Raw genomic sequence first — 17,421 nt, forward strand, 5'->3', positions numbered from 1 at the left:
ATAATTATGAGGCACTTTCGATTATTGCAGAAGCAGTTTGCGCTTCTCTATTTATTTTCTTTACTAAACCTTGTAATACTTTTCCTGGGCCAACTTCTGTGAAAAGAGTAGCACCATCTGTTATCATTTGCTCTACAGATTGTGTCCAACGTACAGGAGCTGTTAATTGCGAAATTAAATTCGCTTTAATTTCTGCTTCATTTATAATAGCACTTGCAATTACGTTTTGATAGATAGGACAATTTGGTTTGCTAAAAGTAGTATTCTCTATTGCTGCAGCCAATTCTTCGCGAGCAGGCTCCATCATTGGAGAATGAAATGCGCCACCAACGGGCAATACTAAAGCGCGTCTTGCTCCAGCTTCTTTCATGTTCTCACAGGCTCTATTAATAGCTTCAATTTCTCCAGAAATAACTAATTGTCCAGGACAATTATAATTTGCAGCCACCACAATACCTTCGGTATCGTTACATATTTTTTCAACGATGCTATCTTCTAAACCTAAAACAGCAGCCATCGTACTTGGTTGTATTTCACAGGCTTTTTGCATAGCTAAAGCACGTTGTGATACTAGGCGTAATCCATCTTCAAAAGTTAAAGCACCATTAGCTACAAGTGCAGAGAATTCGCCAAGAGAATGTCCTGCAACCATATCTGGTTTAAAACTTTCTCCTAAAGTTTTGGCTAGAATAACAGAATGTAAAAAGATAGCTGGTTGTGTTACTTTAGTTTCTTTTAAAGCTTCAGCTGTACCTTCAAACATAATGTCTGTTATGTTGAATCCTAGGATGTCATTGGCATCTTCAAATAAGTGTTGTGCTTCTGGTGAGTTTTCGTATAAATCTAAGCCCATTCCTGAGAATTGAGCGCCTTGACCTGGAAATATGTATGCTTTCATTGGTTTAATTTTGAATGGCAAAAATAAGAATAAATTATTAATAAGATACAAGCTTCGTTCCGAAGCTTCGGAACTGTTAGATATAAGAATCTAGAGCTAATTTTGGTGGGATCTAATTTTCTTTTTAATACAAGAGCGTTTTTCTTGTTTCTATTAGCAAAGCGGTCTTTGCTCTATATTATAACCCAACCACAGCAGCTTCAGCACAGCGTTCGCCATCCATTGCTGCACTTATAATGCCACCAGCATAACCACCACCTTCTCCACAAGGAAATAAATTTGAAATTTCTGGATGTTCTAAAGTATCAGTTCTTGGAATATTAACAGGAGAAGAAGTTCTAGATTCTACACCAATAACATTCGCTTCTTCTGTATAATAACCGTTCATTTTTCTTCCAAAAGCTTCGAATCCTTTGCGTAATCTACTACCAATTAGTTTTGGTAATAAGGAATGCAAGGGCGCGCTATTTAAACCTGGTTGGTAAGAGGTGTCGTTTAAAGAACTTGATAATTTACCTTCCACAAAATCTGTTAAACGTTGTGCTGGAGCAGCTTGTGTTCTTCCTCCTGATGTAAAAGCAATACGTTCTAAATTTTTCTGGTATTCTAAGCCTTTTAAAGCCCCAAACTGCTCGTATTTTAGAATGTCTTTATCAACATTAATTTCTACTACAATTCCAGAATTGGCAAATTTATTATTTCGTCTTGATGGGGACATGCCATTAACAACAACTTCACCACTTGCTGTTGCTGCTGGAACAATAAATCCTCCAGGACACATACAAAAAGAATACACTCCGCGGTCTTTTACTTGTTGCACCAAACTGTATGATGCTGCTGGTAACAATTCGTTTCGGTCTCCAGAACAATGGTATTGAATTGAGTCTATAATATGTTGTGGATGTTCTACACGAACTCCCATGGCAAAAGATTTTGCTTTTAGAGCAATTTCCTTTTTATCTAATAAATAGAAAATATCTCTAGCGGAATGACCGGTAGCAAGAATAACACGTTCTGTTGGTATTTCATTGCCATTTTGAAGAACTACAGATTCTATTTTTTTATTTTTAATATTAAAGTCTGTAACACGTGTTTCAAAATGAACTTCTCCGCCGTATTCTATAATGTTCTCACGAATATTCTGAATGATTTTTGGTAATTTATTTGTGCCAATATGAGGATGTGCGTCTATAAGAATCTGATCTGTAGCACCATGAAACACTAAGTTTTCGAATATTTTTCTAACATCACCTCGTTTTAAACTTCTAGTATAGAGTTTTCCATCGCTGTAAGTTCCTGCGCCTCCTTCTCCATAACAATAGTTAGAATCTTCGTTTACTATATGATCTTGGTTGATTGCTTTTATGTCACGCCTGCGATCTTGAACATTTTTACCACGCTCCAAAACAATAGGCTTGTAACCCAATTCTATACAGCGTAAAGCCGCCCACATTCCTGCTGGACCAAAACCAATGATGTGAACAGGTTTGGCTTTTGATACGTTTTTATAATCGAATTGATAGTCGGATTTTTCTGGTAATGCTTCTTTTATATAAATTGCCAATTTATAATTAAGAATAATTTTTGGCTTTCTGGCATCAATAGATTTACGCAGTACTTTTATTCCTGTAATATCTGTTTTAGGAATACTTAAATACTGAGCCGATTTTATCAGCAATATATCACTACGTTCTTCATCTTTTAATGTTAATCGAAGTTGGATGTCTTTTACCATGTTGCGAAATTAGGGAAAAATGGTGGGATTATTTGAGAAGTGAGTTTTGAGTTAGATATATTAATCTGCACGGCGTTAGTTGAATCTTTTTAATTCATCTTTTACGGTTATTACTTTTATGTGATTGGCTTCAAATTTTCCAAGATAAATATCTAATGCTTTTAAATAATACTCTTTAGCAGTCTCAAACTGGTTTTCTTTTATATAAAGATTCCCATAAGCCATATAAGTATCTGCGAAAATATCATGTTTAGGATTAAAGAATTTTTTGTTGGTGTTGATCGATTTTGTTAACATTTTCTCTGCTTCTTTTAGTCTTTTTTGGTCTAGTTTTAGGTTCCCATAATTTAAATATACAATTGCTGTAAAAGGATGTTTTTCTGTAAATATTTCTTTGTGTAATTTTAATGTTTTAGTGAATAATGAATCTGCTTTTTTATATTCTTTTTTAGATGTCATTAATAACCCTAGTCCATTTAAAGCGATAGCAGAAGAAGCACTATTTTCTAAATTAAAGGTCTTATTAATATCTATAGTTTTTCTATAAAGAGAATCGGATCTTTTATATTTCCCAATGTAATAGTTAACATATGCCGCATTATTTAATAAGTTTGTTATTGATGGACTTTCAAGGTCTACAAATTGTTTTGAGATAGACAATGAAGCGTTAGAATGTGTTTTTGCTTGATTAAACTTTGCTAGAATTAGTTCAAGGTCAGCTAGGCTAGAAAGAATTGCTGACATTTTCCAATTGTCTTCTCCTATAGCGTTAGTATAGGATTCAAGTACTTGAAAATACTTTGTTTCAGATTCCTGATATTTACCTTGAATTTTATCTAATTGCGCATCAATTTTAAGATAATTAGCAAAGCGTTCACTATTTTTTCCATAGTTTTTTATTGTAATATCTATTCCCTTGTTTAAGCTAGTTCTTGCCTTATCGTATTGAGCTAGGGCTATTTTTGCTTGTGCTAATAATAGGTTGTTTTTTGCTATATTTTGATTTGTAGGTTCAAGAAATTTGTTATAACATTCTAGGCATTCAGTATAAACGTTATTGGCTTGAGTATATTTATTTATCTTATATAGATAAATTCCATAATATAGATTTATGTTACAAAAGTTAATTGTAGACTTATTTACTAGTTTATATGTTTTATCTATATAAAGCTTAGCTTGTTTTAAGCTGTCTGTTCGAAAATTATTTTTTATCAGAGCGCGATAATTTTTAATAATACCTTTCTTATTATTTCTATTTATAGTATCCCTTTCAAGTATTCTAATAGCACTTTTAAAAAGTAAGTTTGAATATTCAATTTCTCCTTGATTAGACATTGATTTACCATAATTACTATAAAAAACAGCTGCTTCACTATCAATAGTATCTTTAATAAATTCATATTGATTTATTGCTTCGGCAAAAAGTGAATCTGCAAACTCATAATTATTGAGCTCTCTATAGCAAAGTGCAAGTGAGTTCTTGGAGTATATTTGTTGAATTTTCCAATATTCAGATTTACGTTGGTATTTATTAAGTGAGCTCTCAGATTTTAAGTAGTAATTTAAAGCTAGTTCATATTCCTCCTTATTAAAATAATCGTCAGCTTTGCATTTATAGGCATTATACAATCGGCTATACGTTCCGCTTACTTTCCAAAGCTCATTATTATCATTTAAAGAATCCTCTATTGAAATACCAAGCCAAGCCTTTCCTTCTTCATTTGCTTTTAAGCCATTTTGGATTGCTCTATCGCATTCGCCTTTATCCAGGGCATCATCACATTCTTCCACATAATCGAACATTCGTAAATTATTTTGAATATAATCATGTCCGTTATTAAGTGCGTAAAGAATGCTTCTATAGGGTTTAAAGTTAATTGAAGTGTATGTGAAAAATGAGGTTATTATTAATATAACTAAAGAACGGACAACTAGTAATTTAATATTTTGAAGGTCAGTTTTAGCTTTTCTATATAGAAATAAATACCCTAATAAAAACACAAATAATAATCCATTTGCAACGGGTAAAAAATAGTCATAGTCTACTTTATTTATCCTAATTAGAAAAGGTAAATTGAACAATGAAGACGCTAGCGCAATACCTGATATTATAGAGATAGCTTTTTTGTTTTCTTTTGCTTTAAATAGCCAATAACCGCCAATAAGATAAGAGAGACATAATAGCCAAGTAGAAAGCGCAAACAATACTCTGTCACCAGGAATCACTAATAATTGAAGCAGGAAAGAAACCCCGAAAATGAATAATAAAATTTTCTCGTATTGTTTCATTTCATTTTATAGTGTGTTGGCATCTCAATTTTACACAAAGTTAGTTTAGCTAACTCCTTTCATAAGTTATAAACGAAAATGCATGATTATGGTGCTCATCTTTATCATTTACTTTACTTGCTGTTTCTTTCCATTCCTTCATGTTGATTTTTGGAAAAAAGGTGTCCGCGTCGAAAGTTGAGTGTACACGTGTCAATTCAATTTTAGAAGCAAAAGGCATGGCTTGTTTATAAATTTCTCCTCCACCAATAATAAACGGTTGACTATCGCTGCTTGCCGCATCTATTGCGTCTTCTAAAGAGTTTACAAGTAAAACGCCAGCAGGAATTTGGTAATTTTTTTGTCTTGAAATTACAACGTGAGTTCTATTTGGTAATGGTTTTGGAAAGCTTTCAAACGTTTTACGTCCCATAATAATATGGTGTCCAGAGGTAAGGGCTTTAAAGTGTTTAAGGTCGTCTCGTAAATGCCAGATCAGGTCGTTATCTTTTCCTATCTCGTTATTTTCTCCGGCAGCAACAATCATAGTTAAATTTTTATGAGGTTTAGTCGTAGTCGTAGTTTCTAATTCAGGCATAATGATGGTGCTTTTTAAAGCAGCAATTTTATCTTGTTGCTTGGCTACTAACTTTTCTATTTGTGCTTTTTCCCAATCTTTACCCATAAATTTATTAGTTATAAATACATTGAAGGCATGATATAAAAAGAAAAACAACCATACAGAAACAGCGATAACAAACCAGTCTAATCCAAAGATTTTGAAATCTTTTCCAATGCCTAAGATTGTATTTGCTAGAATTAAAAATATGGCGCCAATTAAGAAGATAACAAAGTGTGTGTATAATACTTTTTTTTGTTTTATCCGTCGTTGGGCATTTTCTATTAATGCAAATTGCTCTTGATCTATTTGAGGTTTTTGTTTCTTTTTTCCGAACATAATTTTTTATTTTTTATACGGCTACTTTACCTTTAATATGTGGATGCGGATTGTAATCTTCCAAAGTAAAATCTTCAAATTTGAAATCGAAAATATTTGTAATGTTTGGATTTAGTTTCATTTTAGGTAATGCTCTGCAATCGCGAGACAATTGTAATTCTAATTGCTCTTTATGGTTGTTGTAAATATGTGCATCTCCAAACGTATGGATGAATTCTCCTGCTTGGTAGCCACAAACTTGAGCCATCATCATAGTAAATAATGCATAAGAAGCAATGTTGAAAGGTACGCCTAAAAAGATGTCTGCGCTGCGTTGGTATAATTGACAAGATAATTTACCATCTGCTACATAAAACTGAAAGAATGCGTGACAAGGCGGTAAAGCCGCTTTTCCATTTGCAACGTTCTCACTAAATGATTTTGAAGTATCCGGTAATACTGAAGGGTTCCATGCAGAAACCATCATACGTCTACTGTTTGGGTTGTTTTTTAGGGTTTCAACTACTTCTTCAATCTGGTCTACTTCATCACTGTTCCAATTACGCCATTGGTGACCATAAACTGGGCCTAAATCTCCGTTTTCATCTGCCCAGGAGTTCCAAATTTTAACACCATTTTCTGTAAGGTAATTAATGTTTGTATCCCCTTTTAAAAACCAAAGTAATTCGTAAACAATAGATTTTAAGTGTAATTTTTTTGTGGTAACCATTGGGAAGCCTTGGCTTAAATCAAAACGCATTTGGTGCCCGAAAACACTTTTTGTTCCTGTTCCAGTTCTGTCTCCTTTTTCGTTTCCGTTCTCTAAAACGTGTTTTACTAATTCGTGGTATTGTTTCATAGTACACATTCCTGCGAAGGCAGGAATCTTATTTATTTTAAATTCTAAAGCGCGTTCAAAAATTATGCAAATATAGTGCTTCGACTGCGCTCATCATGATAAAATTTATCAGCGATTAAAAATAGAAAATATAGGATTCATTTTAAATGAATTTACAGCTCTAAATATTAAAAGTTATTAACGTTTAATATTTAGAGCTGTAAAATAAGAAACGCTCATAGCAATAGTTTGTTACGAGCGTTTTTAAATACTAATGTATTTCTATTTATTAGAAGATTTCTGTCTTCTCGGAATTTGTTATCCTATTATCATTCCAGCAATTGTTGCCGAAATTAGAGAAGCAATAGTTCCACCAATTAATGCTTTCATTCCAAATTTTGAAAGTTGTTTACGCTGTCCTGGAGCTAAAGAGCCAATACCACCAATTTGTATTCCAATAGAGGCGAAGTTTGCAAATCCACATAACATATACGTTGCCATGATAATTGATTTCTCATACGTTAAATGCGTTGCATTTGCTACATTTTTAAGTTCTGCTAATTGTATATAACCTATAAACTCACTTGCGGCTAATTTAATACCCAAAAGTTGCCCCATTAATGCCATGTCTTCTTTAGCAACACCAATTAACCACATTAGTGGAGCAAAAACGTATCCTAAAATAAATTCTAGGGATAAACTATCGTATGGCGTATTTGCCGCAATTACATCATTTAACGACGTAAAATGCCAATTTATGCTTAATGCTTCTATCGAAAAGCCGTTAAATCCGGCAACGCCACCTAATATCCCGTTTAGCATAGCTATAAAAGCTACAAAAACCAGTAACATTGCTCCAACATTTACTGCTAGTCTTAGGCCTTCTGTTGTTCCATTTGCAATAGCTTCAAGTATATTAGATCCAATCTTTTCTTGTGATACTTTAACATCTGTATTTATTTCTTCGGTTTGAGGAAATAGTATTTTTGAGATAACAATTGCACCTGGTGCTGCCATTACAGATGCTGCCAATAGGTGCTTTGCATAAAAGAGTTGTAAGGCTTCATCTTCTCCTCCTAGAAAACCAATATATGCTGCTAATACTGCTCCTGCAACAGTTGCCATACCGCCAATCATGACGAGGAGTATTTCGGACTTATTCATTTTTTCTAAATAGGCCTTTATTAAAAGAGGAGCTTCCGTTTGTCCTAAAAATATGTTTCCTGCTACACTTAAACTTTCAGCTCCAGAAATACCTAGTATTTTCGTTAGTAATAAACCCATTAGTTTTACTACTTTTTGAATAATACCCAAATAAAATAATACTGATGTTAGAGCAGAAAAGAAAATGATAGTAGGTAACACTTGAAAAGCAAAAATAAATCCAAAAGAATTCACATCTAACATACCGCCAAATAAGAATTCGCTTCCTGCTTGTGTGTAACTTAGGATTTCAATAAAGCCTTTACCAATAAACTCGAATATTGTTTTTACAAAACCAACTTTTAAAACGCCAACTGCTATTATTAACTGTAAAATTAAACCTAAACCTACAGTTTTCCAATTGATGCCTTTACGATTACTACTAAACAAAAAGGCAACAAATAATAGCGTAATCATTCCTAAAACACCTCTCCAAAGACTTCCTATTGAAAAACCTTGACTTGGGATTATTTTATCTGCATTGGAATTTGATGTTTCAGCTATTGCTGCAGTTGTAGAAGGAACTTTCCTTAATGCATTATATTTGTAAGTTGAAATGTTGTCTTTAAAGACTAAAGTAGAATCTGTAAGTTCAGCTATTTTATAGCGTTTAATAGAATTTAGAGAGTCGTTATAATAAAAAACTAATAAATTATTTTGGTACAAATAATCACCGCTTATTTCTTGATTAGATTTATTCGCAAATGTAAATTCACTATTATCGAATTTTAAGCTGCTATATTGAATTGTATCAGTTTGAGAGACCCATTTCTTTTCTAAATCTTGACTAAAAGATGTTGTTATTCCAAAAAACACAGCTGCAATAGCTAATAGTAAACTTTTAATCATAAGGTTATCGTTTAGAAATTTCGTCTCGAATTTTAGCTGCTGTTTCATAATCTTCGTTTGCTACAGCTTCTCCAAGTAGGTTGTTTAATTCTTCTAAAGAGTGTGAGTTATAATCTTCTGAATCAACAAGTTCTAGTTCTTCGTTTATAATATCTTCAATTAATATACTATCATCTTCCTCATTTTCATCCTTATTAGGATCTGCTTTTAAATAGATTCCTGCTTTATCTAAGATGTTTTTATAAGTAAAAATTGGAGCTTGAAAACGAAGCGCTAGAGCAATAGCATCACTAGTTCTAGCATCTATTATTTCTTCAATTTTATCGCGTTCGCAAATAAGACTCGAATAGAAAACACCATCTACCAATTTATGGATGATCACTTGCTTTACAACAATATCAAATCTATCAGCAAAATTTTTAAACAAATCGTGAGTAAGTGGCCGCGGTGGGCGAATTTCTTTTTCAAGAGCGATTGCAATAGATTGCGCTTCGAAAGCGCCAATTACTATTGGTAATTTGCGTTCGCCATCTACTTCATTTAATATTAAAGCATACGCGCCATTTTGGGTTTGGCTGTACGATATTCCTTTTATTTTTAGTCTAACTAAACTCATAAATATATTAATCAAAAAAAAGCGGTTAATGTAAATTGGAATATATACCAAATAGCATTAACCGCTTTTTTACGAGCACAATTTATAAAAAATTAAGCGTTTGCGGCTTTAAATGCTTTTAATTTTTCAATAAGTGCAGGTACAACTTCAAAAGCATCACCAACAACACCATAATCTGCTGCCTTAAAGAAAGGTGCTTCTGGATCTGTATTAATAACTACTTTTACTTTAGAGGCGTTAATTCCTGCTAAATGTTGGATTGCTCCAGAAATTCCAATGGCAATATATAAATTAGACGCTACGGGTTTACCTGTTTGTCCTACATGTTCTCCGTGAGGTCTCCAACCTAAGTCTGAAACTGGCTTTGAGCAAGCAGTTGCAGCTCCAAGAACTTCTGCTAATTCTTCTATCATTCCCCAATTTTCTGGTCCTTTCATTCCACGACCTGCTGAAACTACTATTTCTGCATCTGCAATAGTTACCTTATCTGTTGCTCTGTCTATTGATTGCACCGTTACTCCAGATTCTGGAAGTGCAGGAGCGAAGTCTTCAGCTGAAGCGCTTCCACTATTTTCAACCAATCCAAATGAGTTATTAGAAACTCCAACTACTTTTATAGCTGTATTAATGGTCGTTATGTTAAATGCTTTGTTTGTAAAAGCGGTACGTTTTACTGTAAAAGGAGAAGTGCTTGACGGTGCTTCCATGACGTTTGAAGCGTATCCTGCATTTAGACCTATTGCTAAAATAGGGGCTAAATATTTACTATCTGCGCTTTGGCTAACCACAACTACTTGTGCATCTTCTTTTTCTGCAGCTTGTTTTATAACTGCTGCATAAGATTTTGCATTGAATTTTTCTAAAGCTGAATTTGAAATATTCAATACTTTATCTACGCCATAATTTCCTAATTCGCTTGTATCTGTTGCATTAACTGTAACAGCTGTTACAGTAGTTCCTAATTGGTTTGCTACTGCTTTGGCATAAGAAGCAACCTCTAAGGCTGTTTTCTTAAATTTCCCGTTTTCTGATTCTGTATATACTAAAACTGACATAATTTTTTATTTTTTTTGTCATTCCTGCGAAGGCAGAAATCTATATTATTAGCTTGTGGATTTCTGCATACGCAGGAATGACAAACTATATTACTTTAGCCTCGTTGTGTAATAGGTTCACTAACTCGTCTAAATTACCTGCATCTACCAGAGTAACTGCTCCTTTAGGTTCTGGCTTTTCAAATTTAATAGAAGACGTTTCAGTTTCCGTGACACTAGCTTCAACAACATTTAAAGGTTTTTTACGAGCCATCATAATTCCTCTCATGTTTGGAATACGTAAATCGCTTTCTTCAACTAGACCTTTTTGTCCACCAATTACTAAAGGTAAACTTGTAGCAACGGTTTCTTTACCACCATCAATTTCTCTAACAGCTATTGCGCTTGTGCCATCAATTTCTAAGCTAATACAGTTGGTAACAAAATTTGCTCCTGTTAATTCAGAAAGCATTCCTGGAACCATTGCTCCATTGTAATCAATAGATTCACGACCAGCAATTACTAAATCGTATCCACCATCTTGAACTACTTTTGCTAATTCTTTAGCCACTTGAAAACCGTCTTTAGCTTCTGTATTTACTCTAATTGCTGCGTCTGCACCAATAGCTAAAGCTTTACGCAAAGTTGGTTCTGTTTCTGCGCCACCAACATTTACAACAGTTACACTTGCACCTTGCTTTTCTTTAAACCACATAGCACGCGTTAAACCAAACTCATCATTTGGATTTATTACAAATTGAACACCATTGGTGTCGAACTTAGAATCTCCATCTGTGAAATTAATTTTCGATGTAGTGTCTGGAACGTGACTTATACATACTAAAACTTTCATATTTTTTATAATTAAATTAAGACTATTTCTTTTGTGAAGCCTAGAACTATAACGATATCGTTAATTTTTAGTTTAATGCTTCTTTTTTCAGGGTACGAAGATAATTGTTTTATTCTAAAAAAGTGCTATGCATGCATAGTAAAATTTAAATAAAAACTGCTTTATTAGTTTAGAGTTATTCTTATTTTTGTGTTTCAATTTCAAAGTAATATGAAGACAATTCAATTTAGAGAAGCTATATGTGAAGCCATGAGTGAAGAAATGCGTCGTGATGAAAGCATTTACCTAATGGGAGAAGAAGTAGCAGAATATAATGGTGCATACAAGGCATCTAAAGGGATGTTAGACGAATTTGGAGCTAAGCGTGTTATAGATACGCCCATTGCTGAGCTTGGTTTTGCTGGTATCGCCATAGGTTCTACAATGACAGGTTGCAGGCCAATTGTAGAGTATATGACCTTTAATTTCTCCTTAGTTGGTATTGATCAAATTATTAATAATGCTGCAAAAATTAGACAAATGTCTGGTGGGCAACTTAAGTGCCCAATTGTTTTTAGAGGTCCAACAGGATCTGCTGGGCAATTAGGAGCAACGCACTCCCAAGCTTTCGAGAGTTGGTTTGCGAATACTCCAGGCTTAAAAGTAGTTGTGCCATCTAATCCTTACGATGCTAAAGGACTATTAAAGGCTGCAATTCGTGATGATGATCCTGTAATTTTTATGGAAAGTGAGCAAATGTATGGAGATAAAGGTGAAGTGCCAGAAGGAGAATACACAATCCCATTAGGTGTCGCAGAAATTAAAAGAGAAGGAACAGATGTCACAATCGTTTCTTTTGGTAAAATAATAAAAGAAGCTTACAAAGCTGCAGACGAATTAGCTAAGGAAGGTATCTCTTGCGAAATAATTGATTTACGTACTGTTAGACCTTTAGATAAAGAAGCCATATTAAAGTCTGTTAAGAAAACAAACCGTTTGGTTGTTTTAGAAGAAGCTTGGCCATTTGGAAACGTCTCTACAGATATAACATATATGGTACAAGCAGAAGCTTTCGATTACTTAGATGCTCCAGTTGTAAAAATAAATACAGCAGATACTCCTGCACCATATTCACCTGTATTATTAGCAGAATGGTTACCAGATTATACAGAGGTAATTAAAGCTGTTAAAAAGGTAATGTACAAGTAGAATAAAAAAAATAGTTTTGATATTAAGCTTCATTAGCACAATTGTTGATGAAGTTTTTTGTTTATATTCGATTCTTATGAAAAAGTACTTTTTATTATTAATATGCTTCGGAAGTCTTTCCGCGTTAGCGCAAACTAAAGTTAGTGGTCATGTGTATGATGACACTAATTCGCCAGTTCCTTATGTTAATATTTATTTTGAAGGCACAAGTATAGGCACAATTACAGACGAGAATGGTACTTATTACTTAGAGGATGATGAGACACATGAAACTATTGTGTATTCATTTATAGGTTTTCAAACCCAAAAAGTAACGTTAACAAAAAAGGTGAATTACAAGTTTGATATTGCTCTTCTTGAAGATGCAGCTACGCTTCAGGAAGTCGTGCTTGTCTCTGGGAAACAGCCAAAAAAGAATAATCCTGCAATAGATATATTGCGAAAAATTTGGGAGAATAAAAGAAGGAATGGTTTAAAACAATACAAGCAATATAAATACGATAAATACGAAAAAGTAGAGTTCGATTTAAACACTATTGATAGTGCAACTATTAAAAGTAAATTATTTCGCGGAATGGAATTTGTTTTCGAGCAAGTAGATACCTCGAAAGTAACTGGTAAAACGTATTTACCAATGTTTATTAATGAATCTTCTGCCGAGGTTTATGGAGACAATATTATAAACGAAAAGCGTGAAATTTTAAAAGGAAATAAAAATTCTGGTTTTAGTAATAATCAAGTAATAATTGATTTTGTTGACGATTTATATAGCGACTACGATATCTACAATAACTATTTAAAATTCTTCGATAAGAGTTTTACGAGTCCAATTTCTAGAACAGGAATTCAAACCTATAACTATGTGCTGGCAGATAGTTCTTTTATAGACAACAAATGGTGCTACAATATTATTTATTATCCACGTCGTAAAAACGAATTAACCTTTAAAGGTGATTTTTGGGTTGCAGATACCACGTTTGCGATTAAGAATATTAATTTACAAGCTTCTAAAAGTGCTAATATAAATTGGGTTAAGGAAATATATATTGAGCAAGAATTCGATGTTTTAAACGATTCTACATTCTTGATAAAGCGTGATTATTTCATGTCTGATTTTGCTTTTAATAAAAAGGAAAAATCTCAAGGTATTTATGGTAAACGCACAACTTTGTACGATAACTATAAGTTTAATGAAAAGAAAGATGCTAAATTCTATAAAGAAAAAATTTATAGTTTTGATGAAGATCTATACAATCAAGATGAAGCTTTTTGGGATAAAAACAGAATGGAATCTTTAAGTAAAGACGAAAAAGGTGTTTATGTAATGTTGGACTCTTTAAAGAATACCAAGAAATTTAAACGACTTTATAATTTAGGAAGTATTCTAGCTTCGGGCTATGTAGAGTTCGATGAGTTGAATCTCGATTATGGACCTATTTTCTCAACTTTTGGCTTTAATGAAGTAGAAGGTGTTAGAATTAGAGGAGGCGGAAGAACCTATTTTGGACAGAACGATTTATGGCGTTTAGAAGGTTTTGTAGCTTATGGTTTTAAAGACGATAAATTTAAATATGGTATTTCTGGAAAATGGTTAATTGATAAGAAAAATCGATTGATTATTTCTGGTGGTAATAGAAGAGATGTCGAGCAAATTGGAGCAAGTTTAACCAGCTCTACAGATGTTTTAGGACGAAGTTTTGCATCTTCATCTGTTGTTAATACAGGTGTTAATGATAAATTAACCAATGTTAATTTAACGACAGCAGCAATAGAAGTAGAGCCATTACGTAACTTTATTACACGTATAAGTGGTACTTATAAAACACTAGAATCTGCATCTCCAACTTTTAGTTTAGATTATTATATTGATGCTTCTCAAACCACAACTAAATCGGAAATTAAACAGTTTGAAACAGCTTTGTCTTTATCTTACTTTCCAAAACGTGAAATGACTGGTTTTGGTGTAGAACGCAGAACTAAGAATGATGACTTTGCAAGAATTTTTGCTCAAGTTACTGTTGGAGATCCTAGTCTGTTTAATAGTGATTTCGATTATCAAAAACTACAATTTTCATATTATCAGCCTTGGGCTTTAGGTGGGTTTGGGCGTTTAACCACAAGTATAGAAGTTGGTAAAACATTTGGGAAAATCCCGTTAGGTTTAATGAGTGTGGTACCAGGAAACCAGAGTTACTTTTCAATATATAACACATTCTCAAACTTAGATTTTTATGAGTTTGTAACAGACCAATATGCAACGCTTCACGTAGAGCATAATTTTAATGGACGTTTATTTTCAAGAATCCCTTTACTTAAAAAATACAACCTTAGAGCTATTCTAGGATTTAGAGGCGTTATGGGTAATATATCACAACAAAACAGAGATATTAATGCTTCTGGTTTAGCTTATGTAGCTCCAAGTAAAGAAGCGTATTATGAATACAGTGTTGGCATTGGTAATATTTTTAAAGTGTTTAGAATAGACTTTAACTTTAGAGGAAACTATTTAGACCCAGTATTGAATCCCGAGGCTAGAAAATTTGGAATTACCGGAAGTTTTGGATTTTATTTTTAGTACAGTATAGAATACAACAAAGGCTTCCATTTGGAAGCCTTTGTTGTATTCTATTGCTTTATAATTTTAACTCTAAAATGAAGTGGCAATATTTAATGTTAACCCAGTATTTTCAGGCACAATTCTACAAACACCTCCAACACATAGAAGACCACCACGTTGTCTTCCATAATTTACAGCAATACGCGTCGCTCCTTTTGTATAACTACCACCGGCATTATAGTAATGCGCTTTTGTTTCAGTACTAAATTCGTTGTCGTTGCCATAATCATAAATGTCTGTCACGTAAAAAGCTAATCTTCTACTTGCAACGTACTCTAAAGTTCCTCCAACCCAGTTTTTTCTATCTTCTTTTGTCCATAGGTGTTGTCCTTCTATTCTAAAAGAGCGTCCGTTGCCTAATTTATGTGTAACATCTGCAATTACAATCTGAGATTTTATATTTCCATCTGTACCTAAATTACCTCCTAAAGCAACACCTTTGTCAACAATAGAATTGATGTAAGTAAAAATAGATGACCAGTTTTTAGATATTTTTTTTCTTACTTCAAAATTGAAATCTCTATTTAAGCGTTTGCCAAATTTTAAAAACTCAGCTGTATAGGTGGATTCTGCTTGGTCAAATTCTGCATCTAATAAAGCCCAATACGCAAAATTAGCAGTAAATTTTGTGCCATATTTACCACCTAAAGCAGAGCCTTTTTTAAAGTTATAGAAGATATCTAAATTGTTTCCTATTTCACCAGCTTGACCACCAAAATTTTGTAAAAACAAACCAGGTTGAACATTATAGATGTAAATATTTGCCAGAGAATAATCTTGTTGCTTCGTTAATGTTGGTAAGTAATTTACGTTTTGCATGTTAAATTGAAACTCTAGAGTAGAAATATCGGCGGCATTACGTTCTGCTGTAAAAACCATGTTTTCCATACGTCTAAAAGTAGTGCTAATCCCTAATCCTCTTTTACTATATCCTGCAGTAAAAAGAAGTGCGTTACCATCAAAATATTTACCTTCAATAACACCTGTTCCCGGCAGTGCAGGAGGAATAAAAGAAACATCTTCTCCTTTTAAAGCGTATTCTGTTTTAAAGTAAACGTTTCCAAAATCTACATCTAGTCTAGCTGAATAAGAATTAATCATTTCTGGGAAATCTGTAGTGTCAAAAATATTTGTTGGATCAACATTATCTATGGGAGCTGTGAAATCTTCTTTTTTTCCAACATAACTTAAACCTAAATTTAAACGGCTAAAGCCTTTGATTTCTAATATTTTTGTGAAATCAATATTGGTATCAATACCAAAAATATCACTTTCTGAAACATCAAATGCAATACGTTGTTGTCCATATATTGCTGTAACATCTATGTAATCTGTAGGTGTGTATTTAATGCGTCCACCTCTTAATGCAGTATTTAAACCAAGTTGTCTTTCTTCAAAAGCGCGTAGTAATAAACCACTACCAAATTGCTCGTAAAAATAGCCTGCCGTTATGTCTAACTTTTTATTTCTAAAGTTAGCATAATAGGTTGCTATTTGAGTATCGTTATATTCTGGATAGTAATTAATAAGTGGCAAAGGTTCGTAGCTTTCTGCTTGAAAACCAACTGTAAAATTATCTAAAAAACTATAATCTAAGCGCAAGTAGCTATTAACTCTAACGTGCTCATTTTTTACGTCAAATTGAGATAACGGATCTTCAAAAGGGCCTAATGTAGCATCGTTAGTGTACCATTGTGCATTGGACTCTAGATTGCCTGAAAGGTTATTTGAAAATTGATTAAATACAGAATTGTTTTCTGTGTTACTTTCTTGTGCAAAAACTAATATAGGAAGTGTTAGCAAAAATAAAATTGCGGTTTTTTTCATGTCAAAAATTGGTTGATTGTTGGAATTGTAGGTTTAAGAATGTTTTTTTATTTCTTCAAATAGATCGTCTTCAGCACCAGGAGTGTAGCCAGAATGTCTGTAAACAATTTTTCCGTTCTTAATAATTAGAGTAAGTGGTACTGTTGCTGCTCCTAATTCTCGCTTTAAATCATTATTGGTATCTAAAAGAATATCAAAATCCCATGCTTTTCCATTAACTAATGGCTTTACACGACTAACTGTTCTAGAATCGTCTACAGAAACCGCATATACTTTTACATTGGTTTCATCTTGCCAATCTGTATACACATCGTTTATGGCATCTAATTCGTTTTTGCAAGGCACACACCAAGTTGCCCATAGTGAGACAACTATTAGATCGTTGTCTTTGCTAATTTTTTGTAAAGTGGTTGCAGTGCCATCTAAAGTTTTAATTTCTGCTTTAGGTAATGTTTGTTGAGCAGAAAGATTGAGGCTCATTGCGGCAACGAATATAAAAATGAATTGTTTCATGGGGAATTGTTAAATTTTTGATAAAATTAGTGTTTTTTTTGTTGA

General features: G+C 33.2%; 13 protein-coding genes. 2 read left to right on the forward strand and 11 right to left on the reverse strand.

Annotated elements, in window-relative coordinates; translation table 11 throughout:
• Positions 1-4: 4 nt before the first annotated feature.
• From fabD to RH82_RS12800, 9 genes are all read right to left on the reverse strand, one after another.
• Positions 5-898 (reverse strand): ACP S-malonyltransferase, encoded by an 894-nt coding sequence (fabD, locus tag RH82_RS12760; RefSeq protein ID WP_034061283.1) that lies wholly within the window; start codon positions 896-898, stop codon positions 5-7.
• A 178-nt stretch (positions 899-1,076) separates the two neighbouring features.
• Complete coding sequence (locus RH82_RS12765; protein ID WP_034061284.1) at positions 1,077-2,633, reverse strand: NAD(P)/FAD-dependent oxidoreductase; 1,557 nt, start codon at positions 2,631-2,633, stop codon at positions 1,077-1,079.
• A gap of 75 nt (positions 2,634-2,708) precedes the next feature.
• Positions 2,709-4,922, reverse strand: a complete 2,214-nt coding sequence (locus tag RH82_RS12770) for a tetratricopeptide repeat protein (RefSeq protein WP_034061287.1) — start codon at positions 4,920-4,922, stop codon at positions 2,709-2,711.
• A 49-nt stretch (positions 4,923-4,971) separates the two neighbouring features.
• On the reverse strand, positions 4,972-5,859 hold the full coding sequence (locus RH82_RS12775; protein WP_034061288.1) for a dihydrofolate reductase: 888 nt from the start codon (positions 5,857-5,859) through the stop codon (positions 4,972-4,974).
• 13 nt (positions 5,860-5,872) lie between these two features.
• Positions 5,873-6,697, reverse strand: a complete 825-nt coding sequence (locus tag RH82_RS12780; protein ID WP_034061289.1) for a thymidylate synthase — start codon at positions 6,695-6,697, stop codon at positions 5,873-5,875.
• A 297-nt stretch (positions 6,698-6,994) separates the two neighbouring features.
• Positions 6,995-8,728, reverse strand: coding sequence for a NupC/NupG family nucleoside CNT transporter (locus tag RH82_RS12785; RefSeq protein ID WP_034061292.1), 1,734 nt, complete (start codon positions 8,726-8,728; stop codon positions 6,995-6,997).
• 4 nt (positions 8,729-8,732) lie between these two features.
• Positions 8,733-9,344 (reverse strand): bifunctional nuclease family protein, encoded by a 612-nt coding sequence (locus tag RH82_RS12790; protein ID WP_034061294.1) that lies wholly within the window; start codon positions 9,342-9,344, stop codon positions 8,733-8,735.
• Positions 9,345-9,436: 92 nt separating this feature from the next.
• The gene (locus RH82_RS12795) at positions 9,437-10,399 is read right to left on the reverse strand and encodes an electron transfer flavoprotein subunit alpha/FixB family protein (protein WP_034061295.1); all 963 of its coding nucleotides are present in this window, start codon (positions 10,397-10,399) and stop codon (positions 9,437-9,439) included.
• A gap of 85 nt (positions 10,400-10,484) precedes the next feature.
• Positions 10,485-11,231: an electron transfer flavoprotein subunit beta/FixA family protein gene (locus RH82_RS12800; protein WP_034061296.1), complete on the reverse strand. Its 747-nt coding sequence runs from the start codon at positions 11,229-11,231 to the stop codon at positions 10,485-10,487.
• A 210-nt stretch (positions 11,232-11,441) separates the two neighbouring features.
• Between RH82_RS12800 and RH82_RS12805 the strand changes: the two genes are divergently transcribed.
• Both RH82_RS12805 and RH82_RS12810 read left to right on the forward strand, forming a co-directional pair.
• Complete coding sequence (locus tag RH82_RS12805; RefSeq protein ID WP_034061297.1) at positions 11,442-12,419, forward strand: pyruvate dehydrogenase complex E1 component subunit beta; 978 nt, start codon at positions 11,442-11,444, stop codon at positions 12,417-12,419.
• A 76-nt stretch (positions 12,420-12,495) separates the two neighbouring features.
• The gene (locus RH82_RS12810) at positions 12,496-14,994 is read left to right on the forward strand and encodes a DUF5686 and carboxypeptidase-like regulatory domain-containing protein (protein WP_034061298.1); all 2,499 of its coding nucleotides are present in this window, start codon (positions 12,496-12,498) and stop codon (positions 14,992-14,994) included.
• A gap of 72 nt (positions 14,995-15,066) precedes the next feature.
• On the opposite strand, the gene RH82_RS12815 is transcribed toward RH82_RS12810, so the two are convergent.
• Both RH82_RS12815 and RH82_RS12820 read right to left on the reverse strand, forming a co-directional pair.
• Positions 15,067-16,863, reverse strand: a complete 1,797-nt coding sequence (locus RH82_RS12815) for a DUF6029 family protein (protein ID WP_034061300.1) — start codon at positions 16,861-16,863, stop codon at positions 15,067-15,069.
• Between the two features lie 33 nt (positions 16,864-16,896).
• Entirely contained in the window at positions 16,897-17,376 is a 480-nt protein-coding gene (locus tag RH82_RS12820; protein WP_034061301.1) for a TlpA family protein disulfide reductase, read from the reverse strand.
• Between the last annotated feature and the right edge of the window lie 45 nt (positions 17,377-17,421).

The sequence above is a fragment of the Lacinutrix jangbogonensis genome (genome assembly GCF_000797445.1).
In the GTDB taxonomy this organism is placed as follows: Bacteria; Bacteroidota; Bacteroidia; order Flavobacteriales; family Flavobacteriaceae; genus Lacinutrix; species Lacinutrix jangbogonensis.